At 57.6% G+C, this 26711-nt stretch carries 26 protein-coding genes; 18 read left to right on the forward strand and 8 right to left on the reverse strand.

Translation table 11 applies throughout. The features are described from left to right. Window positions 1–77 precede the first annotated feature (77 nt). From glmU to FIV05_RS20000, 3 genes are all read left to right on the forward strand, one after another. Window positions 78–1433 (forward strand): bifunctional UDP-N-acetylglucosamine diphosphorylase/glucosamine-1-phosphate N-acetyltransferase GlmU, encoded by a 1356-nt coding sequence (gene glmU, locus FIV05_RS19990; RefSeq protein ID WP_152510724.1) that lies wholly within the window; start codon window positions 78–80, stop codon window positions 1431–1433. A gap of 117 nt (window positions 1434–1550) precedes the next feature. Further along, complete coding sequence (glmS, locus tag FIV05_RS19995) at window positions 1551–3377, forward strand: glutamine--fructose-6-phosphate transaminase (isomerizing) (RefSeq protein ID WP_152510725.1); 1827 nt, start codon at window positions 1551–1553, stop codon at window positions 3375–3377. Window positions 3378–3380: 3 nt separating this feature from the next. After that, window positions 3381–3836, forward strand: coding sequence for a GNAT family acetyltransferase (locus tag FIV05_RS20000; protein ID WP_152510726.1), 456 nt, complete (start codon window positions 3381–3383; stop codon window positions 3834–3836). On the opposite strand, the gene FIV05_RS20005 is transcribed toward FIV05_RS20000, so the two are convergent. Continuing rightward, on the reverse strand, window positions 3831–4250 hold the full coding sequence (locus tag FIV05_RS20005; RefSeq protein WP_152510727.1) for a YbaN family protein: 420 nt from the start codon (window positions 4248–4250) through the stop codon (window positions 3831–3833). The genes FIV05_RS20000 and FIV05_RS20005 overlap by 6 nt on opposite strands. A gap of 122 nt (window positions 4251–4372) precedes the next feature. Between FIV05_RS20005 and FIV05_RS20010 the strand changes: the two genes are divergently transcribed. Then, entirely contained in the window at window positions 4373–5110 is a 738-nt protein-coding gene (locus FIV05_RS20010) for a DUF502 domain-containing protein (RefSeq protein ID WP_055654395.1), read from the forward strand. Between the two features lie 44 nt (window positions 5111–5154). Here FIV05_RS20010 and recG read toward each other — a convergent pair whose 3' ends face one another. Next, on the reverse strand, window positions 5155–7257 hold the full coding sequence (gene recG, locus FIV05_RS20015; RefSeq protein WP_152510728.1) for an ATP-dependent DNA helicase RecG: 2103 nt from the start codon (window positions 7255–7257) through the stop codon (window positions 5155–5157). Window positions 7258–7488: 231 nt separating this feature from the next. Between recG and FIV05_RS20020 the strand changes: the two genes are divergently transcribed. After that, the gene (locus FIV05_RS20020) at window positions 7489–7806 is read left to right on the forward strand and encodes a succinate dehydrogenase assembly factor 2 (RefSeq protein WP_077292816.1); all 318 of its coding nucleotides are present in this window, start codon (window positions 7489–7491) and stop codon (window positions 7804–7806) included. 17 nt (window positions 7807–7823) lie between these two features. Beyond that, complete coding sequence (mfd, locus tag FIV05_RS20025; RefSeq protein WP_152510729.1) at window positions 7824–11309, forward strand: transcription-repair coupling factor; 3486 nt, start codon at window positions 7824–7826, stop codon at window positions 11307–11309. A gap of 238 nt (window positions 11310–11547) precedes the next feature. Here the strand turns inward: mfd and FIV05_RS20030 are convergent, their stop codons facing one another. Beyond that, complete coding sequence (locus tag FIV05_RS20030; RefSeq protein ID WP_152510730.1) at window positions 11548–12204, reverse strand: protein-L-isoaspartate(D-aspartate) O-methyltransferase; 657 nt, start codon at window positions 12202–12204, stop codon at window positions 11548–11550. 243 nt (window positions 12205–12447) lie between these two features. On the opposite strand from FIV05_RS20030, the gene FIV05_RS20035 reads away from it, so the two are divergent. From FIV05_RS20035 to FIV05_RS20080, 10 genes are all read left to right on the forward strand, one after another. Next, window positions 12448–12669 carry a septum formation initiator family protein gene (locus FIV05_RS20035; protein ID WP_228866647.1) on the forward strand — a complete coding sequence of 74 codons (222 nt, stop codon included), beginning with the start codon at window positions 12448–12450 and terminating at the stop codon, window positions 12667–12669. A gap of 304 nt (window positions 12670–12973) precedes the next feature. Continuing rightward, window positions 12974–13894 carry a pyruvate dehydrogenase (acetyl-transferring) E1 component subunit alpha gene (pdhA, locus tag FIV05_RS20040; protein ID WP_228866669.1) on the forward strand — a complete coding sequence of 307 codons (921 nt, stop codon included), beginning with the start codon at window positions 12974–12976 and terminating at the stop codon, window positions 13892–13894. Window positions 13895–13908: 14 nt separating this feature from the next. Further along, window positions 13909–15306: a pyruvate dehydrogenase complex E1 component subunit beta gene (locus FIV05_RS20045; protein WP_152510731.1), complete on the forward strand. Its 1398-nt coding sequence runs from the start codon at window positions 13909–13911 to the stop codon at window positions 15304–15306. Window positions 15307–15322: 16 nt separating this feature from the next. Next, window positions 15323–16672, forward strand: coding sequence for a pyruvate dehydrogenase complex dihydrolipoamide acetyltransferase (locus tag FIV05_RS20050; protein ID WP_055654387.1), 1350 nt, complete (start codon window positions 15323–15325; stop codon window positions 16670–16672). Window positions 16673–16744: 72 nt separating this feature from the next. Further along, window positions 16745–18193 carry a dihydrolipoyl dehydrogenase gene (gene lpdA, locus FIV05_RS20055; protein WP_152510732.1) on the forward strand — a complete coding sequence of 483 codons (1449 nt, stop codon included), beginning with the start codon at window positions 16745–16747 and terminating at the stop codon, window positions 18191–18193. A gap of 181 nt (window positions 18194–18374) precedes the next feature. Beyond that, window positions 18375–18623, forward strand: a complete 249-nt coding sequence (locus FIV05_RS20060; protein WP_022998572.1) for a GlsB/YeaQ/YmgE family stress response membrane protein — start codon at window positions 18375–18377, stop codon at window positions 18621–18623. A 32-nt stretch (window positions 18624–18655) separates the two neighbouring features. After that, window positions 18656–18895 (forward strand): GlsB/YeaQ/YmgE family stress response membrane protein, encoded by a 240-nt coding sequence (locus tag FIV05_RS20065; RefSeq protein ID WP_022998573.1) that lies wholly within the window; start codon window positions 18656–18658, stop codon window positions 18893–18895. Further along, complete coding sequence (locus FIV05_RS20070; RefSeq protein ID WP_152510733.1) at window positions 18892–19332, forward strand: thioesterase family protein; 441 nt, start codon at window positions 18892–18894, stop codon at window positions 19330–19332. Before FIV05_RS20065 ends, FIV05_RS20070 begins: the two co-directional genes overlap by 4 nt. A 56-nt stretch (window positions 19333–19388) precedes the next feature. After that, entirely contained in the window at window positions 19389–20363 is a 975-nt protein-coding gene (lipA, locus tag FIV05_RS20075) for a lipoyl synthase (protein ID WP_022998575.1), read from the forward strand. A gap of 29 nt (window positions 20364–20392) precedes the next feature. After that, entirely contained in the window at window positions 20393–20845 is a 453-nt protein-coding gene (locus tag FIV05_RS20080) for a type II toxin-antitoxin system RatA family toxin (RefSeq protein WP_152510734.1), read from the forward strand. 18 nt (window positions 20846–20863) lie between these two features. On the opposite strand, the gene FIV05_RS20085 is transcribed toward FIV05_RS20080, so the two are convergent. From FIV05_RS20085 to FIV05_RS20105, 5 genes are all read right to left on the reverse strand, one after another. Beyond that, window positions 20864–21298, reverse strand: coding sequence for a hypothetical protein (locus FIV05_RS20085; RefSeq protein ID WP_152510735.1), 435 nt, complete (start codon window positions 21296–21298; stop codon window positions 20864–20866). A 98-nt stretch (window positions 21299–21396) separates the two neighbouring features. Then, window positions 21397–21873 carry a hypothetical protein gene (locus FIV05_RS20090; RefSeq protein WP_152510736.1) on the reverse strand — a complete coding sequence of 159 codons (477 nt, stop codon included), beginning with the start codon at window positions 21871–21873 and terminating at the stop codon, window positions 21397–21399. A 171-nt stretch (window positions 21874–22044) separates the two neighbouring features. Continuing rightward, on the reverse strand, window positions 22045–22353 hold the full coding sequence (locus FIV05_RS20095) for a hypothetical protein (protein ID WP_152512533.1): 309 nt from the start codon (window positions 22351–22353) through the stop codon (window positions 22045–22047). Window positions 22354–22616: 263 nt separating this feature from the next. Further along, window positions 22617–23126 carry a CinA family protein gene (locus tag FIV05_RS20100; protein WP_152510738.1) on the reverse strand — a complete coding sequence of 170 codons (510 nt, stop codon included), beginning with the start codon at window positions 23124–23126 and terminating at the stop codon, window positions 22617–22619. Window positions 23127–23132: 6 nt separating this feature from the next. Further along, window positions 23133–24386 (reverse strand): bifunctional 2-C-methyl-D-erythritol 4-phosphate cytidylyltransferase/2-C-methyl-D-erythritol 2,4-cyclodiphosphate synthase, encoded by a 1254-nt coding sequence (locus tag FIV05_RS20105; protein ID WP_152510739.1) that lies wholly within the window; start codon window positions 24384–24386, stop codon window positions 23133–23135. A gap of 170 nt (window positions 24387–24556) precedes the next feature. Between FIV05_RS20105 and dusB the strand changes: the two genes are divergently transcribed. Both dusB and FIV05_RS20115 read left to right on the forward strand, forming a co-directional pair. After that, entirely contained in the window at window positions 24557–25561 is a 1005-nt protein-coding gene (gene dusB / locus FIV05_RS20110; protein ID WP_152510740.1) for a tRNA dihydrouridine synthase DusB, read from the forward strand. A gap of 8 nt (window positions 25562–25569) precedes the next feature. Beyond that, entirely contained in the window at window positions 25570–26709 is a 1140-nt protein-coding gene (locus FIV05_RS20115) for a nitrogen regulation protein NR(II) (RefSeq protein ID WP_035909465.1), read from the forward strand. Window positions 26710–26711: the final 2 nt, after the last annotated feature.

Genomic DNA, 26711 nt, shown 5'->3' on the forward strand with positions numbered 1-26711 from the left:
TTCAATGTTCTGTGGATCGGGGCATATAGAGGCCGACTTGTGTGGGTGATGCCCGAAAAATAGACAGTGGACCTTTGATGACCTCCCGTTCTTGCCTTTCGATTGTTCTGGCCGCCGGACTCGGCACCCGGATGAAATCCGACCTGCCAAAGGTGATGCATGAGATTGGCGGACTGCCGTTGGTCGGGCATGTGGTAAAGGCCCTGAAACAGGCTGGATCTGACCGAATTTCCGTCGTAACCGGACCAGATATGCCCGAGCTTGAAAAGCTGGTTCAGAACCTAGCGCCGGAAGCGCATTGTCATGTCCAGCACGAGAGGCTGGGTACGGCTCACGCAGCGCTTGCCGCCCGTTCTGCACTGGCTTCGCCTTCGGACGATGTCCTGATCCTGTTCGGCGACACTCCACTGGTGACGGCAGACACGATTGGCAAAGTTCGACGGGCCTTGTCGGATGGCGCAGATTTGGCCGTGCTTGGGTTCGAAACCCTACAACCATTCGGCTATGGCCGGTTGCTGACCGATAACGGGCAACTGGTTGCCATTCGGGAAGAAAAGGACGCCTCGGACGAAGAACGGAGGATCACGTTCTGCAATTCCGGCATCATGGGGTTTTCGGGGCAGCATGCACTCTCTTTGTTGGATGCGATTGGCAACGCCAATGCCAAAAGCGAATTTTACCTGACGGACGCGGTCGAAATAGCCAACAGCAGGGGTTTGAAGGTTGTTGCGGTTTCCGGCTCGGAAGTCGAAACGCAAGGCATCAATACGCGTGCTCAGCTGGCTGCCTGTGAAGAGGATTTCCAGGTTCGTATGCGAAATATCGCTTTGGAAAACGGTTGCACATTGCTTGCGCCGCACACGGTGTATTTCTCGCATGATACCGTTCTGGAACCGGATGTTGTCGTAGAGCAGAATGTTGTCTTCGCCCCGGGGGTAAAGGTCGCAAGCGGAGCAAGGATCCGCGCCTTCAGTCACCTTGAGGGGGCATCCGTTGGCAGGAACAGCGCTGTTGGTCCCTATGCCCGTCTGCGGCTCGGCGCGGTTCTGGGGGCCGACACCCGTGTCGGCAACTTTGTCGAAGTCAAAAACACGACCTTCGAAGACGGTGCCAAGGCCAATCATCTCAGCTACATCGGCGACGCCAGTGTCGGTTCTAAATCGAACATTGGTGCTGGCACCATTACCTGCAATTACGACGGCTACCTGAAACACCGGACCGAGATTGGAGCGGGCAGTTTTGTCGGTTCCAATTCCACGCTGGTGGCACCGGTCAACCTTGGCAGCGGGACTTTTGTCGCTGCCGGAAGCGTGATCACCGATGATGTGGACCAGGATTCGATGGCATTTGGCCGTGCTCGGCAGATCGTCAAGGAAGGCAAGGCAAAACAGTTGCGGGAGCGGCTGAAGGCTGCCAAGGAAACCAAATCCTGACTTTCCTACAATTCTCGACCCTTGTCATTTAATGAAACAGGGATTGATTTCTGATTGGCAGGCGCTGTCGTCTAAAGCAGTGCGGTCCGTTGGATCCATTTTTAAAGGGCTTTTTGCATGTGTGGCATTGTTGGCGTGTTGGGAACGGTTGATGCGGCGCCGCGGATCGTGGATTCGCTGAAACGGCTGGAATACCGGGGCTATGATTCTGCCGGCGTGGCCACATTGGTGGATGGTGCTATCGTGCGCCGCAGGGCGGAAGGCAAGCTGCGCAATCTGGAAGCCGTCCTCGAAAAGTCGCCCCTGACAGGCATCTCCGGGATAGGTCACACACGGTGGGCAACACACGGTGCGCCGACTGTTGCCAATGCCCACCCGCACCAGGCCGGCTCGGTTGCCGTCGTGCATAATGGTATCATCGAAAACTATCTGGAACTGCGAGAGGAAATCGTCGCTGCCGGCGCCGTGCTGGATACCCAAACCGACACAGAAGTTGTCGCCCACCTGGTCAATCTGGCGATGGCCAAGGGACTTTCTCCTCGCGATGCTGTTGCACAGGTTCTGCCGCGGCTGAAGGGTGCTTTTGCATTGGCGATGCTGTTTTCCGGTGAGGAAGATCTTCTTATCGGTGCCCGCAAGGGATCGCCGCTTGCTGTTGGGCATGGAGACGGGGAAATGTTCTTCGGGTCCGATGCCATCGCCCTGTCACCGTTTACCGACCGGATTACCTATCTTGATGAGGGCGACTGGGCCGTCATCACAAGGGCAGGTGTTGAGATTTTTGATCAGGCAAACCAGCCTGTCACGCGCCCGGAAGCAAGGTCGTCTGTCACCTCCAGTCTTATGGACAAGGGCAACTACAAGCACTTCATGGCCAAGGAAATCCACGAGCAGCCGGAAGTGCTGGGCCACACGTTGTCACGCTATTTCGATTACACGACCAAGCGGGCCCGTGTGGAAGGGGCTGACCAACTCAAGTTCAAGGACCTGTCGCGCCTGATCATCACGGCCTGCGGAACAGCGTATCTTGCCGGTCTGGTGTCCAAATACTGGTTCGAGAAATACGCCCGTCTTCCCGTGGAGATTGATATCGCCAGCGAGTTCCGCTATCGCGAAACACCGGTGAGCGAAAAGGACACGGCACTGGTGATTTCCCAGTCTGGTGAAACTGCAGACACGCTCGCCTCACTGCGGTACTGCAAAACGAATGGTGCCACGATCGGCGCGATCGTCAATGTGCCGGAAAGCACGATCGCCCGGGAAGCCGACCGGGTGTTCCAGACCATTGCCGGACCTGAAATCGGCGTCGCCTCGACAAAGGCCTTCACGTGTCAGCTTGCGGTGCTCGCAGGTCTTGCCCTGCAGGCCGGACGGGAACGCGGCGTGCTGACGCCGGAGCGGGAGCAGGCGCTTGTCGCGGAATTGATCGAAGTGCCGAGCCTCGCTCTCAAGGCCCTGGCCCGTGAAAGCGATATCGAGAAACTGGCGCATCCGCTCTCCAAGGCAAGCAATGCCCTTTACCTCGGCCGGGCAACCAATTTCCCGCTTGCACTGGAAGGCGCGCTGAAGCTCAAGGAGCTCTCCTACATCCACGCAGAAGGCTACGCTGCCGGGGAACTCAAGCACGGTCCAATAGCCCTCATCGATGAAAACATGCCGGTTTTCGTGATCGCGCCCTTTGATGCGATTTACGAGAAAACCGTTTCCAACATGCAGGAAGTGGCCGCGCGCGGCGGACGGATCGTGCTCATCACTGATGAACGCGGAGCGTCGGAGTGCGGCAATGCGGCCGAAAATACCGTCATTCTACCGGACATGTCGGATATCGTTGCGCCGATCATCTACGCGTTGCCTGTTCAGCTCATTGCCTACCACACGGCAGTCTTCATGGGCACCGATGTCGATCAGCCGAGGAACCTGGCCAAATCCGTTACGGTTGAATAACCCATGGACGGCAAAAGCACGCAAGATCGGGTTCTGCCCTTCGAGGAGCGGTACAGGGCTGACGTTATTGCTCTCTGGGAGAAATGTGGACTGACGCGACCCTGGAATGATCCGAACAAGGACATCGACCGCAAGAAGACCGACGAAAACGGTGCCTTCTTCGTGCTTCTGCGTGGAGACAGGCTTATCGGGTCCGTCATGGCCGGGTACGACGGCCACCGCGGGTCGATCAACTATCTTTCAGTCGATCCCGAATGCCAGACGGTGGGCCTTGGGAAAATGCTGATGAGCCGCTGCGAGGCATTCTTGATTGCGCAGGGCTGTCCGAAAATCAACCTTATGGTACGTCAGGACAACGACAAGGTTCTGCGGTTTTACGAACAACTCGGATATGCGGAGGAAAGCGCTGTTTCCCTTGGGAAACGGCTTATTCCAGACATTGAGCCCGTCGACCTATGACGGATCCTTGCAACCGTCGGGAGGGGTGTTGCCCGGGCCCGATGGACGAGACAGGACGTAGGCTGCGCAGCCGATCATGAACAGTCCGACACCTATGGCAAGCCACAGGTTCGGATGGGTTGAAAGATAGAAGACGCAATATCCGAAAGTCATTCCGGAAATGGCGAAGATTTTTGCCTTCGGCGGGATCGCGCCATGTTCGCGCCAGGCAATCACTGGCGGACCGAAGATAGGGTGGTTGAGGATGCGCGCCTCAAGTGCGGGAGAGGATCTGGCAAAACAGGCAGCGGCAAGGATGAAGAAGATCGTGCTCGGCAGAATGGGAAGGAACGCACCGACAATCCCGAGGCCGACACATCCAGTTCCCAGAAGTTTGAACGTGGTCCGCCGCAACACTGCCTCCAAATCCGGCATAATTTGAATACATCGCTGAAAAATAAATCAAGCGAAGGATACCGCACTGCGATAAAGATGCTTATCTAAGTTCGGGTCAGTTGAAAAGACGAGCACACACAGGGAAGTTTCGGGTTTAACCCATGAGCCGACACAAACATAAAGCAGAAGACGCGCACAAGATAGGCCATCGGCCGGGTGCGGCAACACGTCTTCGCAACTACTTCCTGACAGGGCTGGTCATCGCCGGCCCGATCGGCATTACCCTGTGGTTGACCTGGACCTTCATCAAATGGGTGGATGGCTGGGTCAAGCCGTTTGTACCCAAGATCTACAATCCGGACACCTACCTGCCGTTTCCGATACCCGGTTTCGGGCTCATTGTTGCAGTGTTCGTCCTCACGGTCGTCGGCTTTCTTGCAGCAAACTTCCTTGGACGCAGTCTTATCTCGGTTGGCGAAAAAATCGTCGGTCGCATGCCGCTCGTTCGTAACATTTACAGTGGCTTGAAGCAGATTTTTGAGACAGTGCTTGATCAGCGTGGAAGCAGCTTTACCACAGCGGCGCTGATCGAATATCCACGCAGAGGTCTATGGGCGATTGTGTTCATCTCCACCGACACCAAGGGCGAAGTGGAGCGCCGGCTCAAGGACAAGGCCGATACACTTTCCGTGTTCCTGCCGACCACGCCGAACCCGACATCGGGCTTTCTGCTGTTTGTTCCCAAGGAAGATGTGATTGAACTGGACATGAGTGTCGAAGATGCCGCAAAGCTCGTGATCTCGGCAGGTCTGGTCAATCCGAAATATCCGGAAATTCTGGCAGACGATATTGTCGATCCGGCGCAGCTGGAACGGGTGAGAAGCTCCGAAGACGCCTGAGTGCGTTAAGCCGTGTAATCCATTGTCCGCTTTGCCCTACGGTGTCAGCCGGCCCTGAGGAGCCTGATCGCGGCATCGCGGCCGAACAGATACAAAAGACACCGCAGAGCTTCGCCGCGTTTGGTTTTCAGATCCGGATCCAGTTCAAGGATAAGTCTCGCGTCGTCGCGTGCGACTTCCATCAGATCGGCGTGTTCGTCGGCGCGTGCGATACGAAAACCTGGCGTGCCGGATTGCCGGGTGCCGAGAATTTCGCCTCCGCCACGCAGCTTCAGATCCTCTTCCGCTATCAGGAAACCATCGTTGGTCTGGCGCATGATGTTGAGGCGCGCGCCGGCCGTTTCTCCAAGCGGTCCCTTGTAAAGAAGGACGCAGGACGACGGCTTGTCACCGCGTCCGACACGGCCTCGCAGCTGGTGCAACTGCGCAAGGCCAAAGCGTTCGGCGTGTTCGATCACGATTATGGTGGCATCGGGCACATCGACGCCGACTTCAATAACGGTTGTTGCCACCAGCACCTTGGTTGCGCCGGACTTGAAGTCTGCCATGGCGGCATCCTTTTCGTCGGCATTCATGCGGCCGTGGACCAGTGAGACGCGTTGCCGAAGAGCATGTTCTAGAACCCGATGACGCTCCTCGACGGCAGCCAGGTCAATCTTCTCGGATTCTTCCACCAGTGGACATACCCAATAAACCTTCTGTCCGTCGGCGACCGCTGCACCAACCCGGCCAATGATCTCGTCCAGGCGGTCCAGGGACACTGACACGGTTGTGATGGGCTTGCGGCCCGCGGGCTTGTCCGTCAGGCGCGACACGTCCATGTCGCCAAAGCCGGTCAGCACAAGCGTTCTCGGAATAGGGGTGGCGGTCATGACCAGAACATCGACGCCGTTGCCCTTGGCCGAGAGGGCGAGCCGTTGATGCACACCGAAGCGATGCTGCTCGTCTACGACGACCATGGCCAGATTGCGAAAGGTCACGGTTCCCTGGAAAAGGGCGTGGGTGCCGACCACGAGGTCGATCTCGCCTGCGTCCAACTGCTCCTGTCGAAGGCGACGTTCCTTCTGGCTGTCCTTTCCGGTCATAAGGGCAAGGCGAATGCCTGCTTTCTCGCACAGCGGCAACATCGACGCGTAGTGCTGGCGGGCGAGAATTTCCGTCGGCGCCATCAGGGCCCCTTGCGCACCGGTTTCTATCACCTGTGCCAGGGCGGCGAGCGCAACAACGGTCTTGCCGGCGCCGACATCGCCTTGCAGAAGTCGCAACATGCGTACTGGTTTGGCGAGGTCTTCATTGATTTCCTCGATCGCTTTTGCCTGACTGCCGGTCAATTGAAACGGCAGTGACGCTATCACCGCTTTTTGCAGTTCCCCTTTGGGGCTTCGCGAAATACCGCCAAGCGTACGCATGTGTGCCCGCACCATGGCAAGAGCCAACTGGCTGGCGAGCAGCTCGTCATAGGCGAGCCGCTGCATGAAGGGGGAGGCGGGGTCGATGTCGTTGCGTTCATGCGGTGCATGCAGTGTCTTCAAGGCATCTGCGAAGTCCGGCCAGCCAGTCTGGTGAAGATGGGCGTCATTCAGCCATTCCGGGAGGTGAGGCACACGGTCGACAGCTGCCCGCACGGCCTTTTGCAGGGTTTTGGAGCTCAAACCGGCGGTTAGCGGATAGACCGGTTCGATCGCCGGCATTTCTTCCGCTTCCTCAGGTTTCAGCGAATAGTCCGGGTGCACCATCTGAGGGCGTTCATTGAACCATTCGACCTTGCCTGACACGATCCTTCGTTCGCCTTCGGGAAAAGTTTTCTCCAGCCAGTCATGGCGCGGGTGAAAGAATACAAAGGTGATCTGGCCTGTCTCGTCGTAGGCGTTGATCCGGTAAGGTGCTTTCGAATGCCGGGGAGGCGCCATGTGCCGGCCGATGGTGACATCCAGCGTGACGATATCGCCATTTTCCGAATAGGCGATGCCCGGGCGGTGCCGCCGGTCGATAAGGCTATGAGGAATATGAAAGAGCAGATCCGCAACTGTTGCGTCGCGGTCTGGCTGGCTGCCGACGAGGCCGGATACCAGCTTTTCGATCTTTGGTCCGATTCCAGGCAAAGTCGAAACCGGGGCAAACAGGGGATCGAGGACTGGCGGGCGCATGTTCGGCGTGTAAACCTTCGAGAGACGGCAGGACGTTCGGTATCAGGAACCCCTGTTCTGCCACGAAGGCGGAGCGCTGCGCAACAAATAGAACATTCTGTGAACTGGGCGCTGACAAGCTCGTTCTCTGGCGCTATATAACCGACACGAAATCACTTGTCCGGCCGATATCGGCGAAAACAATTCTGCCTTTGCCTCAAGGCCGGTCAGCTTCTCATAGGTCTGTCTCTCATGTCCGAAATGTCCGGCGCACACGTCGATACCAATGGTGGCGAACGGGATTCCCGGCGCAAGAAAATACTGTTTCGGTGCTGGCATCGGGGCATGAAGGAAATGGATCTGCTGTTGGGTGGATTTGCGGATGCCAAGATCGACAGCCTTACGGAAGAAGAACTCCTCGAACTCGAGCACTTGCTGACAGCGCATGACCAGGATCTGTACGCCTGGATGACAGGTCGCAAGCCCTTGCCGCAGGAGTGGGACGGTCCGCTTTACCGCCGCATCATTGCCTATCATGAAGCCGCCGGTCCGGCCGGGTTTGGCAGATAACAACAAGGACGCCAGCTGTGTTTGACAGCCTGCTGAAGGATCAGGCCAACGTGACGCTTGCCGGCGTTCCGGATGGGGCCGAAAGCTACGCTCTTGCAAGGCTGCTTGCCGAATCCCGAGCGCAGGGCCTTGCCCTGGTATTTGTCGCCCGCGACGCCACGCGCATGGCCATGGTCAGCGAAGCACTTCAGTTCTTCGATCCCGAGGTCGAAATCCTGCAGTTGCCCGCCTGGGATTGCCTGCCATACGACCGCGTTTCGCCCAATTCTGCGATCAGTGCACGCCGCCTGCTTGCGCTCGGCCAACTTGCGCGTGGCATGACGGACGGCAAGAAAACCGTCCTGATGACAACGCTCAACGCGGCACTTCAGCGTGTTCCCGAGCGCTCTTTCATGGCCGACCAGACCTTCTCCATGGCACCGGGTAACCGGGTCGACATGGGAGCGATCTCCACATGGCTGGAGATGAACGGCTTTTCGCGGACCCCGACCGTTCGTGAAACCGGCGAATATGCTGTTCGTGGCGGTATTGTCGATCTCTTTGCGCCTGGAGCGGAGGAGCCCGTGCGGCTCGATTTCTTCGGCGATACCCTTGAATCGATCCGCTCATTCAACGCGGAAACACAGAGAACCTCCAAACAGCTGAAACGCCTTGACCTGGTTCCGATGAGCGAGGTCGTACTGTCCGAGGAAGGCATCTCACGCTTCCGTCGTTCCTATCTCGCCAATTTTGGCGCAGCCAGCCGTGAAGACGTGCTCTATCAGTCGATCAGCGACGGTCGCCGGTATGCCGGCATGGAGCATTGGCTGCCGCTGTTCCACGACCGACTGGAAAGTCTGTTCGACTACATCGGCGACACGCCTGTCGTGCTGGACACCAGCATGAGTGACGCAGTCCGCGAACGCGTCGACCAGGTCACGGAATACTACCGCGCACGTCAGGAAGCGCGCGAAATGGGGACAAGCGCCGGAACGGTGCCTTACATGCCGGTGGAACCGGCCAGTCTCTATGTCACCGAAGAGGAATGGCGTGCAGCTGTTGCCGACCGCGCAAGCGCCGCACTTGATCCCTTTACGCCGCCGCCAGGCAGCGGCAAGACGATTGTCGAACTGGGCGGGCGTCAGGGCCGGAGTTTTGCTGCCGAAAGGGCAGCGGGCGACATCAACATTTTTGACGCGCTGACAACTCACGTGCGCCAACTGCAAAAACAGGGCAAACGCACGGTGATTGCCTGCTGGTCGGAAGGTTCGCGCGACCGTCTCGGCCAGATCCTTGAAGACCATGGTCTTGGAGCGGTCAAGAATGCGGACACGCTGAAGGACATCGAGGGACTTCCCGCCAAGACAACCGCGCTGTGTGTACTGGGCATCGAGCATGGCTTTGAGCTCAATGACGTCGTCTTCATCGGCGAGCAGGACATCCTTGGTGACAGGCTGGTTCGCAAGTCGCGTCGCAAGTCCAAGGGCGCCAACGTCATTACCGAAGCGACGGGCCTTTCGGAAGGCGATCTCGTCGTTCACGTGGACCACGGTATCGGCAGGTTCATCGGTCTGAAAACGATCGAAGCTGTCGGTGCACCGCATGACTGCCTGGAACTTCAATATGCCGGTGGCGACAAACTCTATCTTCCTGTTGAAAACATCGAGCTTCTGTCCCGCTATGGCTCGGAAGATCAGGAAGCCCAGCTCGACAAGCTCGGTGGCGGTGCCTGGCAGGCACGCAAGGCCAAGCTCAAGAAGCGCATTCTGGAAATCGCCGACGGCCTGATCAAGACAGCAGCTCAACGTGCTCTCAAGACCGCGCCGGTGGTGGAAACACCGGAAGGCGTCTACGACGAGTTCGCGACGCGATTCCCCTACGAGGAAACAGACGATCAGCTTACGGCGATCGATGCGGTTTTCGACGATCTGTCATCAGGGAGGCCGATGGATCGGCTGGTTTGCGGCGACGTTGGATTCGGCAAGACGGAAGTGGCACTTCGTGCCGCTTTCATTGCCGCCATGTCCGGGCGCCAGGTTGCGGTGGTGGTGCCGACAACCCTTTTGGCCCGTCAACACTTCAAGACCTTCTCCGAGCGCTTTCATGGTCTGCCGATCAACGTAGCCCATGCATCCCGCCTGGTGCCCACGAAGCAACTGAGCCTGACCAAGAAAGGCATCACGGACGGATCAGTCGATATTGTCGTCGGCACCCATGCGCTGCTGGGCAAGTCCATCGAATTCCGTGATCTCGGCCTGCTTATCATCGACGAGGAACAGCATTTCGGGGTCAAGCACAAGGAGCGGCTGAAGGAGCTGAAATCGGACGTTCACGTGCTGACGCTATCGGCGACACCGATCCCGCGGACCTTGCAGCTTGCACTGACCGGCGTACGCGAACTGTCGCTGATCGCAACGCCGCCGGTTGACCGGCTGGCGGTGCGCACGTTCGTCTCGCCGTTCGATCCGTTGGTGGTTCGAGAGGCCCTTCTGCGCGAGCATTACAGGGGCGGGCAGAGCTTCTATGTCTGTCCGCGCCTTGCCGACATTGCAGAGCGCCTCGAGTTTCTTGAAAATCAGGTGCCTGAACTGAAAGTGGCGGTTGCCCACGGCCAGATGCCTCCGGGCGAACTGGAAGACGTCATGAACGCCTTCTATGAGGGCAAGTACAATGTCCTGCTGTCGACAACGATCGTGGAATCCGGGCTGGATATTCCGACCGCGAACACGTTGATCGTGCACCGGGCTGATATGTTCGGCCTTGCGCAGCTCTACCAGCTGCGCGGACGTGTCGGCCGGTCCAAGGCCCGCGCCTATGCGCTCTTTACCGTTCCAGCCAACAAGACGTTGACGGCGACTGCCGAGCGCCGATTGAAGGTGCTGCAGTCTCTCGAAACATTGGGGGCGGGCTTCCAGCTGGCCAGCCACGATCTCGACATTCGCGGGGCAGGGAACCTGCTTGGCGAGGAGCAGTCCGGGCATATCAAGGAAGTCGGATTTGAACTTTACCAGCAGATGCTGGAAGAGGCGGTTGCCCAGCTCAAGGATGGAGGCGCGGATTTTGGCGACGAGCAGTGGTCGCCGCAAATCAACATCGGCACGCCTGTTCTTATCCCGGAAAACTACGTCGCCGACCTGCAACTGCGTCTGCAGCTTTACCGTCGTTTGGGCGATGTTACCGAGGCGGAGGAAATCGATTCCTTTGGTGCGGAACTGATCGATCGCTTTGGACCGTTGCCGGAAGAAGTGCAGCATCTCCTCAAGATCGTCTTCATCAAGGGGCTTTGCCGCAAGGCCAATGTGGAGAAGGTCGATGCCGGGCCGAAAGGGATCGTCATCACGTTCCGCAATAGCGAATTCTCCAATCCAGCCGGTCTGGTTTCCTACATTGCCGAGCAGGGTGTCCTTGCGAAGATCCGTCCGGATCAGAAGGTGGTCCTGACGCGCGACTGGGATAAAACCGACGCCCGTTTGAAAGGGACCGCAACGGTGCTGACCAAGCTGGCGCGCCTGGCGGCCGCCTGAGACAGAGTTCGCCGGCTCGCTCAGACGTGTGGAACGAGTGCGCGGACTCGAGCAGGAGCCGGCCCAATATCGCACTGAACATGTGGTTATCCGGCGAACCGAGGTGTTCGCGAAGGACGACCTGGTGGCCCCAAGCCAGAATAACTTCCTGTTTTACAGAGTTTTTCTGAAACAACGCTTGAACCAGTAGAAAGGGGCGCCGGGATACCCGAAGTTGGCGATTGACACCCGATAGGCCTCAGCTCACATCCGCCCATCCTTCGGCACCCACCAGAGGTACGTAGGCGACAGCCCCGAGATTGTCTGTTTTGAACTCGGTTTCGGAAAGCCGTTCGACCCGGATGAGATCTTGCTGCCGCTTTGACCTGCCAACCGGAATCACCAACCGACCGCCTACCTTGAGTTGCTTTTTGAGAGAATCGGGAACAGCCGGCGCTCCGGCCGCAACAGCGATGGCATCGAAGGGAGCCTCGGCCGGATAGCCGAGTGTTCCGTCGGCGCAAAGGACCTCGACGTTCCTGCAACCTGCCTGTTCCAGATTTTTCCTGGAAAGGCTGACGAGCTCCTGAAGTCGATCGATCGTAATGACTTTGTGAGCGAGCTTTCCAAGCACGGCTGCTGCGTAACCAGAACCTGCCCCGATCTCCAGAACCTTCGCGTTTTCACTGATTTCAAGCAGTTCGCAAGTGAGAGCCACAACGTAGGGCTGGGATATTGTCTGGCCATATCCGATGGACAAAGGCCCATCCCGGTAAGCTCGGTTTAACTCGCTCTCCGGAACAAAGATATGGCGCGGCACACTGGCCATGGCGGCCAGAACCCGTTTATCGCTGATGCCGCGCCTGTGCAGTTGCTGCTCAACCATTTCTGCGCGTGCGGTCGTCCACTGATCCATGGGCTGCTCTCGCCGGACACAAATTTACCGTGCATTTGATTGGCTGTCTCAAGACTCTATTAAACCTAAATCCGCATAGTGAGAGAACCAAGAGGCCAGTGTATCAGCGTTAAGGTCCAAAGAGTGCCCCGAGCAGCTACCCGTCAGCGAAAACAGTCATTTCTCCGTCGATTGATCACGCCTGCAATCGCCATTGCTGCGCTTGGTTATTTTGGCTTCCATGCAATGAGCGGTGAGCTCGGAATGGTTGGCCGCGCAATGATCGAGCGTCAGGTGTCCGAACTTGAAGGGGAGTTGGCTGTCTTGACCGCACAGCGTCAGGAACTCGTCTCAAGGGTTAGTCTGCTTCGGCCGGAGAGCCTCGACCCTGATATGCTCGATGAACGCGCAAGGCTCAATCTCAACCTGGTGCATCCTGACGAGCTGGTTGTTCTCAGACCGGGTCACCGTTACAGCATGAACTGAATTTCAGTTGATTTTACTGCATTAACAAAAATCTGGTTAAATATAAAATTCCTCAGCAATGACAATATCTTGATGCAGTTGTTGCAGTGCGAGATGCGTGGATTGGATTGACAGACCCAACCGGATAAGTTGCTCCTACCTATCTTAGGGGAAACGTCACGCCGAGATGAGGGTTATGGCCACAGCATCAAAGACCACTTCCGCTAGCTCCAAGAGCACCAGCCGGACCCGCAGCTCCGCCAAGAAGGCGCAGCCTGCGATCGCCGAGTTCGATAAGGACGAAGAACTTCACGCTTACCGCGAAATGCTTCTGATCCGCCGTTTTGAGGAAAAAGCCGGGCAATTGTACGGCATGGGCCTCATCGGCGGATTTTGTCATCTGTATATCGGACAGGAAGCTGTCGTCGTCGGTATGCAGATGGCCAAGAAAGACGGCGATCAGATGATCACCGGTTACCGGGATCATGGCCACATGCTGGCAATGGATCTCGATCCGAAAGGTGTGATGGCGGAATTGACCGGTCGTCGCGGTGGCTTGTCGAAAGGCAAGGGCGGCTCCATGCACATGTTCTCCAAGGAGAAGCATTTCTATGGCGGCCATGGCATCGTCGGTGCGCAGGTGTCGCTCGGCACCGGCCTCGGCTTCGCGAACAAGTACCGTGAAAACGGCAATGTCGCGATGGCCTTCTTTGGTGACGGCGCGTCCAACCAGGGTCAGGTCTACGAGAGCTTCAACATGGCCGAGCTGTGGAAGCTTCCGGTCGTTTATGTGATCGAGAACAACAAGTACGGCATGGGCACCAGCGTAGCCCGCGCCTCCGCCACCACAGATCTTTCCCAACGCGGTGCTTCCTTCGGAATTCCGGGCAAGCAGGTCGACGGTATGGATGTGCGTGCAGTCAAGGCAGCCTCCGCTGAAGCTCTGGAATGGTGCCGTGAAGGCAAGGGGCCGTTCATTCTGGAAATGATCACCTACCGCTACCGCGGCCATTCCATGTCGGATCCGGCAAAATACCGCTCCAAGGACGAAGTCCAGAAGATGCGGACTGAACATGATCCGATCGAACAGGTGCGTGCGCGCCTCATGGACAAGGGGTGGGCTTCCGAAGACGACCTCAAGGCCATCGACAAGGATGTGCGGGCCAGGGTCGCGGAAGCTGCCGAATTTGCACAGACGGATCCGGAACCGGATGTGTCTGAACTCTACACCGACATTCTGCTCTAAGGCCGGGGGACAACATGCCGATTGACATTTTGATGCCGGCGCTTTCGCCGACTATGGAAGAGGGCAAGCTCGCCAAGTGGCTGAAGGCCGAGGGCGACACCATCTCTGCTGGCGATGTGATCGCCGAAATCGAGACCGACAAGGCCACCATGGAAGTGGAAGCGGTTGATGAAGGCACGCTTGGAAAAATCCTGGTTGCCGAAGGAACCGACAACGTCAAGGTGAACGAGAAGATTGCTGTTCTGCTGGCCGAGGGCGAAGACGCCAGTGCCATCGACGCTGCAGCTTCCGCGCCAGCCGCCGCTGCGGCCCCTGAAGCCCCTGCGGCTGCAGAAGCTTCGAGCGCACCGGCTGTGGCCTCCGCTCCGACGCCTGCTGCTCCTGCACCAGAAACTGCTGACGATCCGGAAATTCCGGCCGGTACGGCAATGAAGTCCTCCACCGTACGCGAAGCTTTGCGTGATGCGATGGCAGAGGAAATGCGCCGTGATCCGGACGTCTTCATTATGGGTGAGGAAGTCGCGGAGTATCAGGGCGCCTACAAGATCACCCAGGGCCTGCTGGACGAGTTTTCCGCAAAGCGTGTCATCGACACGCCGATCACCGAGCACGGCTTTGCCGGCCTTGGCGTCGGGGCAGCGATGGCCGGTCTGAAGCCGATCGTCGAGTTCATGACCTTCAACTTCGCCATGCAGGCGATTGACCAGATCATCAACTCCGCCGCCAAGACGTTGTACATGTCCGGCGGTCAGATGGGTGCCCCGATTGTCTTCCGTGGACCAAACGGTGCCGCGGCGCGTGTAGGTGCCCAGCATTCGCAGGATTACGCTTCCTGGTACGCCCACGTGCCGGGCCTGAAGGTGGTCCAGCCGTATTCGGCTGCGGATGCAAAAGGCCTTTTGAAGGTAGCAATTCGCGACCCGAACCCGGTCATCTTCCTGGAAAACGAAATCCTTTACGGTCATTCCTTCGAAGTCCCGGACATGGACGATTTCGTTCTGCCGATCGGCAAGGCGAAGGTGGAACGCGGCGGAACGGACGTGACGCTGGTTTCCTGGGGCATCGGCATGACCTACACCATCAAGGCAGCTGAAGAGCTGGCCGGAATGGGGATCTCGGCCGAGGTCATCAACCTGCGCACCATTCGTCCGCTGGATATCGACACCGTGCTGGCGTCCGTCCGCAAGACTGGCCGGATCGTGACGATCGAAGAAGCCTTCCCGATGTGCTCCGTTTCATCGGAAATCGCGTACCAGGTCCAGGAAAAGGCGTTCGACTATCTTGACGCACCGATCCTGCGCGTGACCGGCAAGGACGTTCCCATGCCTTACGCTGCAAACCTGGAAAAGCTGGCTCTGCCGAACGTTGGTGAAGTCATCGATGCGGTCAAAGCCGTAACCTATACCGCCTGAGGCCAGGGAGACGGACATGCCAATCAATATTACCATGCCGGCCCTTTCTCCGACCATGGAGGAGGGCAACCTGGCCAAATGGCTGGTCAAGGAAGGCGATCAGGTTTCGGCTGGCGATGTAATCGCCGAGATTGAAACCGACAAGGCGACCATGGAAGTGGAAGCGGTTGACGAAGGCACTGTCGGCAAGATTGTCGTGGCTGCGGGAACCGCAGGCGTGAAGGTCAACGAGCTGATCGCCGTACTTCTGGAAGACGGTGAAGATGCCAGTTCCATCGACACCTCCGGTGGAGCGGCGGCACCTGCTTCTTCATCGGGGGGCGACAAGGCTCCGGCTGTGCCGGAAAGCTCTCCGGCGATTGAGGTCGGGGCAAAGGCGGCAACGGATCCGGTTCCGGCTCCCAAAGCCGCTGACGGAAACCGCATCTTTTCGTCACCGCTGGCTCGCCGTCTGGCTCAGCTCAACGGTCTCGACCTGAAAGCACTTTCCGGTTCCGGTCCGCATGGCCGCATCGTCAAGCGCGACATCGAGGCAGCTCTTGCTGCAGGTACAGGCAAGGCAGCGCCCGCCGCTGCTGCTGCGGAAGCACCGAAGGCTGCTGCGGCACCGGCTATGGCAACCGGCCCGTCTGCGGAACAGGTTCTGAAACTGTTCGACAAGGACAGCTACGAACTCGTGCCGCATGACGGCATGCGCAAGACCATTGCCAAGCGTCTCACCGAGTCGAAGCAGACCATTCCGCATTTCTATGTGTCCGTGGACTGTGAACTCGACGCACTTCTGGCTCTTCGGGCACAGCTAAATGATGCTGCCGCCAAGGACAAGGAAGGCAAGCCGGCCTACAAGCTTTCGGTCAACGACATGACCATCAAGGCTCTGGCTCTGGCCCTGCGCGATGTTCCTGATGCGAACGTCTCGTGGACCGACGACAACATGGTCATGCACAAGCATGCCGATGTCGGTGTCGCCGTTTCCATCCCGGGTGGCCTGATCACGCCGATCATCCGCCGGGCGGAAGAAAAGCCTCTTTCCGTGATTTCCAACGAGATGAAGGATTACGGCAAGCGCGCGAAAGAACGGAAGCTGAAGCCCGAAGAGTACCAGGGTGGTACCACCGCGGTCTCCAACATGGGCATGATGGGCGTGAAGAACTTCTCGGCCGTCGTCAACCCGCCGCATGCGACCATTCTGGCCGTCGGCGCCGGCGAAAAACGCCCTGTCGTCAAGAACGGCGAACTGGCTGTTGCCACGGTGATGAGCGTGACGCTTTCGACCGACCACCGCTGCGTGGACGGTGCGCTTGGCGCCGAGCTTCTTGCCGCCTTCAAGGGCTACATCGAAAACCCGATGAGCATGCTTGTTTAAGCCTCATCTCCGGCGCGGCGGCAACGCCGCGCCGTTTTCAATCGATGACTTCATTCGCCGGGGAAATACACCATGGCTGATACCAATTACGACGTGATCATTATCGGCTCAGGGCCGGGTGGTTACGTGACCGCTATTCGTTCTGCCCAGCTGGGCTTCAAGACTGCGATCGTTGAACGCGAACACCTTGGCGGCATTTGCCTCAACTGGGGCTGCATTCCGACGAAGGCGCTGCTGCGTTCAGCGGAAATCCTGGACCACGCCAACCATGCCAAGAGCTTCGGGTTGACGCTGGAAGGCTCCATGAAGGCGGACGTCAAGGATGTCGTTGCGCGCTCGCGCGGCGTTTCCGCTCGGCTGAACGGTGGCGTCGGTTTCCTCATGAAGAAGAACAAGATCGACGTGATCTGGGGTGAGGCCAAGCTCACCAAACCGGGCGAAGTCAAGGTCGGAAAATCTTCCAAGCCCGTTGTCGAGCCGCAAAATCCGGTTCCAAAAGGCGTGAAGGGTGAAGGCACCTACACCGCCAAGCATATCATCGTGGCAACTGGTGCGCGTCCGCGTGCCTTGCCTGGCATTGAACCGGACGGCAAGCTTATCTGGACCTACTTCGAGGCCATGAAACCGGCCAAGATGCCGAAATCGCTGGTGGTCATGGGGTCGGGTGCGATCGGGATCGAATTCGCGTCCTTCTATCGATCCATGGGCGTCGACGTAACGGTTGTCGAGCTGATGGCCAACGTGATGCCGGTCGAGGACGAGGAAATCTCGAAATTCGCGCGCAAGGCTCTTGAGAAGCGCGGTCTGAAGATCATTACCGAAGCAAAGGTGACCAAGGTCGACAAGGCGGCAGATTCGATTACTGCCCACGTGGAGACCAAGGACGGCAAGGTCAGCAAGATTACGGCTAATCATCTGATTTCCGCTGTCGGCGTTCAGGGCAACATCGAGAATATCGGTCTGGAAGCGCTTGGCGTGAAAACCGACCGAGGATGTGTGGTCATTGATGAGTATGGCCGCACCAATGTGCCCGGCCTCTATGCCATTGGCGATGTCGCCGGTCCGCCAATGCTTGCTCACAAGGCAGAACATGAAGGCGTGATTTGCATCGAGAAGATTGCAGGTGTGCCTGGTGTTCACGGGATGGATCATCGCAAGATTCCGGGCTGCACCTACTGTAACCCGCAGGTTGCCTCTGTTGGGCTGACCGAAGCAAAGGCGAAGGAACAGGGCCGCGACATCCGCGTTGGGCGGTACATGTTCAACGCCAACGGCAAGGCCATCGCGCTTGGCGAAGACAACGGGATGATCAAGGTTATCTTTGACAAGAAGTCCGGCGAGCTTCTCGGTGCGCATATGTGCGGCGCAGAAGTGACCGAACTCATTCAGGGCTTTGTCGTCGCGATGAACCTCGAGACAACCGAAGAAGAGCTGATGCACACCATCTTCCCGCATCCGACCTTGTCGGAAATGATGAAGGAAGCTGTGCTGGACGCCTACGGCAAGGTGCTCAACGCCTGATCCCTTTTGGCCTCGGGGCAAAACTGCACCGAGGCCGATTTCCTTTTGCCGTACTCTGGATCTGCAAACAGTGAAAGAAATGCGCAGGCCTGAAGGTGGATCAGGACATCAACGCTGGACGCTTTTTCTGAAACGGGTAACGTGAAGCCGTCTGAGAAAGGGCTGAAAGGAGCCGTCAGTCATGGATGTAAAAGCAATTTTGATCTGGGTTGCAATCGGCATTATCGCCGGTTGGCTTGCAAGCGTCGTCGTTGGCGGCGGCGGTCTGATCCGTTACCTCGTCAGCGGTCTCATTGGCGCATTTGTCGGTGGTTTCCTGTTCAAGCTCGCAGGTATCAACGTCAATCTGGGCAATGCCTACGTCAATGAAATCGTCGTGGCGGCCGTTGGAGCAATTGTCGTAGTGCTGCTTGCGCGGCTGATTGCCTGACGAATTGAATTTTCTGGAAATAGGAGTCCGCGATGGGGTGGATCATCACAATCATCATCGGCCTCATTGCGGGCGCCGTTGCTCACCGGGTGCTGAACAGCCGCGGTGGTTTTCTTGGCAGCCTCGTTGTCGGCCTTGTCGGGGCACTGGTTGGCGGTGAACTCGCATCGCTGCTCAACCTGCATGTGACAGGTGGTATTCTCGATCGTCTGATTATCGCGGTTCTGGGCTCTATCCTGTTCCTGTTCATCTGGAAGAAGATGTTCAAGTGAGCACGAATTCGAACGAATTCGAGAGCCTGGAAGCTTTTGCTCTCAGGACAGGCGACAAGCTTCGCTATGGTGATACGGACCGGCAGGGACACGTCAACAATGCCGTGTTCGCCACTTTTCTGGAAACCGGCCGCGTTGAACTGCTCTACAATGAAGCGCTGGCTGACCTAGGCGCAGCTTTTGTGATCGCGCGGCTGGAGCTGGATTTCCTGGCGGAAGTCAACTGGCCGGGCGAAGTGGAGATCGGCACAGCGGTGCTTGACGTTGGCCGCAGCTCGTTCAAGCTGTTCCAGAAGGTTTTTCAGGATGGAAAGCCGGTTGCGCAGGCGGTGACCGTCATCGTCCAGATGAACGAGAGCACACGAAGGTCCCAACCGCTTTCGGAACGTGCACGCGAGCGGCTTCAGGAACTGACCGGTCCTGCGCTAAGCACATAGCTGGCTCAACGCTAATCCGTCTTGACCTTTCACCGGAATAACGACACTTAAGGCCCATGGTTACGATCGTCGACACGCTCAATCGCCCGCAGCAGCAATCCGAAGCGCGCCCGCGCCACCCGGAAAAGGCTCACCGTCCGGACAATCCGATACAGCGCAAGCCGCACTGGATCCGCGTCAAGGCACCGACATCGCCGGTCTACCGCGAAACGCAGAATGTCGTGCGCGAGAACAATCTCGTTACGGTTTGCGAAGAGGCGGGATGCCCGAACATCGGTGAATGCTGGTCGAAGAAGCATGCCAGCTTCATGATCCTTGGTGATACCTGTACCCGTGCCTGCGCCTTCTGCAACGTGCGCACGGGCATGCCAGGGCCAGTCGACCCGAAGGAGGCCCAGGGTGTTGCGGATGCCGTTGCTGCAATGGGGCTCGAGCATGTGGTGATCACCTCCGTCGACCGGGACGATCTGGACGATGGCGGTGCACAGCATTTCGCAGATGTGATCAATGCCATTCGCAAGACCGCGCCATCGACCACGATCGAGGTTCTGACGCCTGATTTCCTGCGTAAGGACGGTGCTCTGGAGATCGTCGTGGCGGCGAAGCCCGATGTCTTCAATCACAACCTTGAGACAGTACCGTCGAAATATCTGACCGTTCGCCCCGGAGCGCGCTATTTCCATTCGATCCGCCTTCTTCAGAAGGTCAAGGAACTTGATCCGGAAATGTTCACCAAGTCCGGGATCATGGTCGGGTTGGGGGAAGTGCGCAACGAAGTGCTGCAGCTGATGGACGACCTCCGGGCCGCTGATGTCGATTTCCTGACGGTCGGCCAGTATCTGCAACCTTCCAAGAAGCACCATCCGGTCGTGTCCTTCGTGACACCGGAAGAGTTCAAAGGCTATGAGCGTATTGCTTACGCCAAAGGTTTCCTGAAGGTGTCGGCAAGCCCGTTGACGAGGTCTTCTCACCACGCAGGTGAAGATTTCGCGGATCTTCGCGCCGCGCGCAAAGCAAAGCTCGGCCACTAACGCCAAAGCAACAGGACACTGGACACCGTATGCCCAGTTTTTCATCCGACCACAAAGTCAACCACAAGGCGGACGAGATGTTCCGCCTTGTTGCCGACGTAGAGCGATATCCCGAATTCGTGCCGCTTTGCCAGGATCTTCACGTGCGCGGCCGCAAGGAACTGGATGGCGGACGGACGGTGCTGGTGGCCGACATGACAGTTGCCTACAAGCTGTTCAAGGAAACCTTCACCAGCCGCGTGGAACTGCGTCCGCAGGACAGGACAATCCTGGTTGAATACCTGGACGGCCCGTTCAAGCACCTGGAAAACAAATGGACGTTCGAGGACTCGGGCGAGGGCAGCTGCAACGTCGGTTTCTATATTTCCTACGAATTCCGCAGTCGGACACTCGGCTCTCTCATGGGCGTCATGTTCGAAAAGGCCTTCCGAAAGTTTTCAAGCGCCTTCGAAGCCCGCGCGGACCAGGTTTACGGGACCTGATCAAGCTGACCTGTGGTTCTACTTGAACTGCTTGAAGGCGTCGCGAATGATGCGGATACGGCTCGACTGCATGTCGAGGGGCTCTGCCTGGCGACGGATCTGCTCGATTTCCTTCTTCTTCAACCCGAGACTTTCGAGCGTTGCGAAGGACGTGTAATCGGTACAGACGGGCGTGCGGCTGGAGCCGACATTCTCTTCGACCACGAGGTTTCTTCCGGCAGCAGCTTCTTCTTCCGTCCAGATCACGGTGTTCGAGGATACCCAGAATGTGCGGTCGCAATATTGGGCCTGGTAGTAGCCCTCTTTCGGTTTTGTCAGAATTTCATGAAACCCGGTGAACGTACCGTTGGAATACTGGGACCTGATATAAAAGTCGCTCTGAGCGTAAGCGACGCCGGCAAAGGCAGTGCCAGCGGCCGTCAGTGCAGCGAAGAACGCGAGCGCGCGTTTCATGTCAGGGTCCTTTTTTCTACGCGTTTATGTCACCTGTTCCTGTTGAAAGTCTAAGCTGACCAGCTTACCCGAGCCTTACCAGCCCGGTGCCGGCTTTTTTAGTTGCCGTGATACGACTTGGCAGCGTTGTCGCCACCCGTTGTTTTGAAGGCTTCGCGAATAACCGCGAAACGGTTTACCCGCTTTACCGACGACCCGTCATTTTGAACGACAAGTCTCGGATCATCCTGTACGCCGAGGTCTTCAAGCGTCACCTGTTCTTCAGGATGATCGCAAATCGGCCGCCAGCCTTTGCCCCGGTTGAACTCCACCCGAACCTTGTAATCCTGCTGCACTTCAAGCTGCGTCCAGGCGACTGTCGCATAGCGTACAAAGTAGGATCTGCCACAATACTGAACTTCCACCAGCCCGTCCGCCATCCGGTCATAGATGCGGTGGGAGCCGCGGAACAGCTGATTGCCGTCGCGAGAAATAATGTAGGTGTCACCCGGTTTCGGCGTGTTGTTGCCGGCCTGCGCATTGGCGCACGCAAGGGCGAGGGCACTTCCTGCAAGAAGCGCACGTTGGATTAACATATCCCGTTCCCTTTGCCGCGAAATCATTTCGCGAGTTGGTTCCTGCTTACGGTGACCATACGGCAAGTGTTTGTAAAAGTGATTTCGTAAGGGAAATTAGTTTGATTAAAACTTTAAAAGCACTGATTTTGTTGAGGAAATATCGAATATCTGTCCAGAAGCAGTCGGCTTTTAGCGTGTGTGATACGTGCTGTGGCCCTCTTCGGCGCTATTGCTCTGGAACATTGCGCCGATCGCGGAAAGTCTGCTTTGTGGGGCCGAAGTCTCATCTGGGGCTGCCAGAAGATCGTGCGCGCTCATTGTGACGCCGATGTCCTCAAGACTGACCTGTCGCTCGGGATTGCCGCAGATCGGACGCCAGCCACGGCCAAAATTGAATTCCACCTGAACTTTGTTGCCACGTTCGGTTTCCACTTGCGTCCAGGCGACGGAATGGCTGCGGACAAAATAGCTGCGCTCGCAATAAGAGACCTTTTTCAATCCGCGGGCGTTTTCCGTGAACAGCTTGTGACTGCCCACAAAGTGTCCGCTGCGATCGCGTGAAATCAGATAAAAATCGCCAGGCTGAGGTATGGCACCTGCAAAAGCGGTGGAGCCTGCGCACAAAAATGCAGCCAGAATGGTCGCTGGTTTAATCATAAAGGTTCTGATCTTGAGTTACGTTGAGGTCAAGTTGTCTGGAATATACATATGACCAAGCGGAAGCCCAGCGCGAACTCCCATGAGCGTTAATGAGCATTTACTCAGGAAATTGCATTTAAAATCGATGTGAGGGCAGTTCTGACGGTGGCAAGCCGGATTGATTGCCGGCCGCTATCTGCAAACCAGCAATGGAGATGATCCGTCGGGCGATCCTTTGCCGCGACGGCAATATGGACAGTGCCAACCGGTTTTTGAGGACTTCCGCCACCTGGTCCAGCGATACCCGTTACAGAGACTGCTACATCCGCATTGGATCTGGCGAGTGCTCCTTCTGCCATGGCGATCGCGACTTCCTTGCTGACGGCTCCAAACTTTTCGATAAGGTCTTTCGGAACGCCCAGCATTTCGTTCTTTGCTTCATTGGAGTAGGTCACAAACCCCCGGTCCACGGCGGCCGAAGATCCCGCGATCTCCGTAAGTGCCCCGCAAATCAGGCCTCCGGTGCAGGATTCTGCCGTTGCAACCATCTTCTTGGCGGCAATGAGCCCCTCGAGCACAGCAATTGACAGAGGTGCAAGCTCTTCCAGGTTGTTCGGAGATGTCTCAGTCATGGATTTCTAGTCCTCGTCCTGAAAAGGAAGACGCACTGTCACACTGGCCAGGGCCGCAATACCTTCCTTGCGGCCTGTGAAACCCAGACGCTCGGACGTCGTGGCCTTGACCGAGATCCTCGAAACAGGCACGGCGCAAATCTTGGCAATCGATGTGCGAATTGCCTCGCGGTGAGGCCCGATCTTCGGTTCCTCGCACACGATGGTGATGTCGACATGCGCCAGTCTTCCGCCGCGTTCAGACAGGCGGCGCATGGCGTCCAGTTGAAACTGGTCAGAAGAGGCGCCTTTCCACTGCGGGTCGCTTGGAGGGAAATGCTGGCCGATATCACCATCGCCAATGGCACCAAGCGTAGCGTCTGTTATAGCGTGCAGCACCACATCCGCGTCTGAGTGACCTTTCAGCTTGCTGGAGTGGGGAATGGCTACTCCGCCCAAAATGACGGCATCGCCATCTTCAAAGGCGTGAACGTCGTATCCGATCCCGGTTCTGACATCGGCAAGTTCTGAAAGGAGCAACGGGGAGGCGAGGGTTGTCGACATCAGTTGTAACTCGGCCTGTTGTTCTGCGCGACTGAGGTCGGCGGCAGTTGTGATCTTGAATGCAGCGGGGTCGCCCTCCGTCAGGACAATGGTCATCCCGTCCCATTCCGCAAGGCCGGTGTCGTCAGTAAAATCGAGTTTTCCCGCAGCTACCGCCTTTTCATGCGCCATGAGTATGCGCTGCAAGGGAAAGGCCTGTGGCGTCTGCGCTGCCCAGAGCCCGGCTCTGTCGACGGTTTCCAGCGAGCGACCCGATTGATCTGCTCTTTTTAACGTGTCGGCGACGGGCAGGGCGGCGAGTACGCCTTCGTTTCCTGCCTGCAGTCGCTCAAGCAATCTGTCTATCACGGCAGATGGGAGGAACGGCCGTGCAGCGTCGTGGATCAAAACGTAATCAAATCCTTCGAGGGCGAGGGCCTTCAATCCTGCCAGGACCGACTGCTGCCTGGTCGCACCACCGTAGACTGCCGGTCCGATCTTTGAAGCTGTTTCGTTGGAAGCCGCTCTTGTTGCTTCAGAGAAATGGTTCACGTCGTCAGGGTGAATGACGGTTACGAGACGGTTGATCCGGGGATGATTCCCGAGAGCATCCAGTGTATGGCTCAGCACTGGACGGCCAGCCAACGGCCTGTATTGCTTGGGTAACGCATTGTCGGAGCCCGCAAGACGGGTGCCACGCCCTGCGGCAACGACAAGGGCGGCAGCGGTTTTTGTCATTAACGGGCTCCTCGTGCTCTGCATCAAACCGTCAGCTTTGAACCGTCTTTACCTAGGAACCTGTTCGGACCGCAAATTTTGACTTGTTGCATTGCGAAACTTGTCTACAATATAGGCAATTATGAATCTGCACAGTCAATAAGCAGAAAAGAGACGCTGTGTCGCCGTCTATGAAAACACTCACGATTGGCCGGTATCAACTCGCAAACCCGGCCGTGCTCGCGCCGATGTCCGGCGTGACCGATCTCCCTTTCCGCCGGCTGGCTGCCAGATACGGCGCCGGTATGGTCGTCAGTGAAATGGTTGCGAGCGAATCCTTTGTCAAAGGCGACGCCGAAACGCAAATGCGTGCGGAGGCTCAGGACAAGGGGCTCCATGTCGTTCAGCTTGCAGGGCGTGAAGCCCGCTGGATGGGGGAGGCCGCCAAGGTTATCGCTGGCCTTGGTGCCGATGTAATCGATATCAACATGGGTTGCCCTGCGAAAAAGGTGACGTCCGGATACTCCGGTTCTGCGCTGATGCGGGATCTCGATCATGCCCTGACGCTGGTTGATGCGACGGTAGAAGCGGTCGATGTACCCGTCACTTTGAAGATGCGCCTTGGCTGGGATGACAAGAACCTGAATGCACCGGAGTTGGCCCGCCGTGCGGAAGCAGCCGGGGTGCAGCTCATCACCGTTCACGGGCGCACCCGGTGCCAGTTCTACAAGGGCAAGGCCGACTGGCGTGCGATAGCGGCTGTCAAGGATGCGATTTCGGTTCCCCTGATCGCAAATGGTGATTGCAAGAGTGCTGAAGATGCCTTGCGTATGCTTGAGCTTTCCGGCGCGGACGGCGTGATGATCGGCAGGGGCGCATATGGACGTCCCTGGTTGCCGGGCCACATCGGACATTTTCTGGCAAGTGGCGAACAGCTCGACGCACCTACGGGAATAGAGCTGGCGGAGCTTGTGGCGGAGCACTACGAGGCCATCCTCAGACACTACGGGGAGCGGCAGGGTGTTCGCATCGCGCGTAAGCATCTCGGTTGGTATCTGGACGAAACAACGGCTGCTGGCGCGACCGACGTCCCTGGATCTGTCCGCAAGACCCTAATGACTTCCAATCAGCCGTCGGAGGTTATCCGCCTCGCTAGCGACTGGCTTTCTTCCTCCAACAAACGGACAGCAGCTTGAAGGACATCATGTCTCAGACAGGCCGTACGGCCGCGCTTGCCAGTGACGGGCCGACTATACTGGATGCCTTGCCACACCCGGTGCTTCTGGTTGCGCCGGATGGCGTGATCGAGTCCGCCAACATGGCCGCGGAAATTTTCATGCGGTCCAGTGTATCGGTGCTCCGCCGCCATCCAATCAGTGACTTTGTTCCTTTCGGGAGCCCCTTGCTGACCCTGATCGAGCAGGTGCGCGAACGCAGCGCGCCGGTCAACGAATACAAGGTCGACATCGGTTCTCCGCGCATCGGAGCGCCGAAGGTGGTCGATATCAACGCTGCGCCGGTATCGGAGCGGCCGGGGGCTGTGGTGCTGATGTTCCAGGAACGCACCATGGCGGAAAAGATCGACCGGCAGCTGACGTCCCGAGGAGCCGCCCGCACCGTGACGGGCCTTGCCGCCATGTTGGCGCATGAGATCAAGAACCCGCTGTCAGGAATTCGCGGCGCGGCCCAGCTTATAGAGCAGTCGGTGCCAGCCGAAGACCGGGCGCTGACACGTCTGATCATGGATGAGACCGACAGGATCGTGAAGCTGGTCGACCGGATGGAAGTTTTTTCGGACGAACGGCCGATCGAAAGAGAGCCGGTCAATATTCACGTGGTTCTGGACCACGTGAAGCGCTTGTCGGATTCCGGCTTTGCCCGCGGCAAACGCATTGTGGAGATTTATGATCCGTCATTGCCTCCGGTTTATGCCAACAAGGATCAGCTGATTCAGGTTTTCCTGAACCTGATCAAGAACGCCAGCGAAGCGATTGGTGATGATCCTGATGGTGAAATTCGCGTTTCGACGGCGTTTCGGCCGGGTGTGCGGCTGTCTGTTCCCGGTACAGACGAAAAGGTCAGCCTGCCGTTGGAGTTCTGTGTTCAGGACAATGGACCGGGCGTTCCGGAAGACCTTCTTCCGCATCTGTTTGAGCCGTTTATCACGACAAAGACCAATGGCTCAGGCCTTGGTCTTGCACTCGTTGCCAAGATCATTGGTGACCACGGCGGTGTCATCGAATGTGACAGCCAACGCCAGAAGACTGTATTCCGCATTCTGATGCCCGCATTCACGGGTGACAGCACAGCTTCGTCCGACCGGACCAGCAGAGGAACCGAGTAACC

Source organism: Labrenzia sp. THAF191a, assembly GCF_009363335.1.
In the GTDB taxonomy this organism is placed as follows: domain Bacteria; phylum Pseudomonadota; class Alphaproteobacteria; order Rhizobiales; family Stappiaceae; genus Roseibium; species Roseibium algicola.

Bases quoted from the DNA above. Each gene is read 5' to 3' on its own strand.
- glmU (WP_152510724.1), top strand. From the start codon at position 78: ATGACCTCCCGTTCTTGCCTTTCGATTGTTCTGGCCGCCGGACTCGGC.
- glmS (WP_152510725.1), top strand. From the start codon at position 1,551: ATGTGTGGCATTGTTGGCGTGTTGGGAACGGTTGATGCGGCGCCGCGG.
- FIV05_RS20000 (WP_152510726.1), top strand. From the start codon at position 3,381: ATGGACGGCAAAAGCACGCAAGATCGGGTTCTGCCCTTCGAGGAGCGG.
- FIV05_RS20005 (WP_152510727.1), bottom strand. From the start codon at position 4,250: ATGCCGGATTTGGAGGCAGTGTTGCGGCGGACCACGTTCAAACTTCTG.
- FIV05_RS20010 (WP_055654395.1), top strand. From the start codon at position 4,373: ATGAGCCGACACAAACATAAAGCAGAAGACGCGCACAAGATAGGCCAT.
- recG (WP_152510728.1), bottom strand. From the start codon at position 7,257: ATGCGCCCGCCAGTCCTCGATCCCCTGTTTGCCCCGGTTTCGACTTTG.
- FIV05_RS20020 (WP_077292816.1), top strand. From the start codon at position 7,489: ATGTCCGAAATGTCCGGCGCACACGTCGATACCAATGGTGGCGAACGG.
- FIV05_RS20030 (WP_152510730.1), bottom strand. From the start codon at position 12,204: ATGGATCAGTGGACGACCGCACGCGCAGAAATGGTTGAGCAGCAACTG.
- FIV05_RS20035 (WP_228866647.1), top strand. From the start codon at position 12,448: ATGGTTGGCCGCGCAATGATCGAGCGTCAGGTGTCCGAACTTGAAGGG.
- pdhA (WP_228866669.1), top strand. From the start codon at position 12,974: ATGCTTCTGATCCGCCGTTTTGAGGAAAAAGCCGGGCAATTGTACGGC.
- FIV05_RS20045 (WP_152510731.1), top strand. From the start codon at position 13,909: ATGCCGATTGACATTTTGATGCCGGCGCTTTCGCCGACTATGGAAGAG.
- FIV05_RS20050 (WP_055654387.1), top strand. From the start codon at position 15,323: ATGCCAATCAATATTACCATGCCGGCCCTTTCTCCGACCATGGAGGAG.
- lpdA (WP_152510732.1), top strand. From the start codon at position 16,745: ATGGCTGATACCAATTACGACGTGATCATTATCGGCTCAGGGCCGGGT.
- FIV05_RS20060 (WP_022998572.1), top strand. From the start codon at position 18,375: ATGGATGTAAAAGCAATTTTGATCTGGGTTGCAATCGGCATTATCGCC.
- FIV05_RS20065 (WP_022998573.1), top strand. From the start codon at position 18,656: ATGGGGTGGATCATCACAATCATCATCGGCCTCATTGCGGGCGCCGTT.
- lipA (WP_022998575.1), top strand. From the start codon at position 19,389: ATGGTTACGATCGTCGACACGCTCAATCGCCCGCAGCAGCAATCCGAA.
- FIV05_RS20080 (WP_152510734.1), top strand. From the start codon at position 20,393: ATGCCCAGTTTTTCATCCGACCACAAAGTCAACCACAAGGCGGACGAG.
- FIV05_RS20085 (WP_152510735.1), bottom strand. From the start codon at position 21,298: ATGAAACGCGCGCTCGCGTTCTTCGCTGCACTGACGGCCGCTGGCACT.
- FIV05_RS20090 (WP_152510736.1), bottom strand. From the start codon at position 21,873: ATGTTAATCCAACGTGCGCTTCTTGCAGGAAGTGCCCTCGCCCTTGCG.
- FIV05_RS20100 (WP_152510738.1), bottom strand. From the start codon at position 23,126: ATGACTGAGACATCTCCGAACAACCTGGAAGAGCTTGCACCTCTGTCA.
- FIV05_RS20105 (WP_152510739.1), bottom strand. From the start codon at position 24,386: ATGACAAAAACCGCTGCCGCCCTTGTCGTTGCCGCAGGGCGTGGCACC.
- dusB (WP_152510740.1), top strand. From the start codon at position 24,557: ATGAAAACACTCACGATTGGCCGGTATCAACTCGCAAACCCGGCCGTG.
- FIV05_RS20115 (WP_035909465.1), top strand. From the start codon at position 25,570: ATGTCTCAGACAGGCCGTACGGCCGCGCTTGCCAGTGACGGGCCGACT.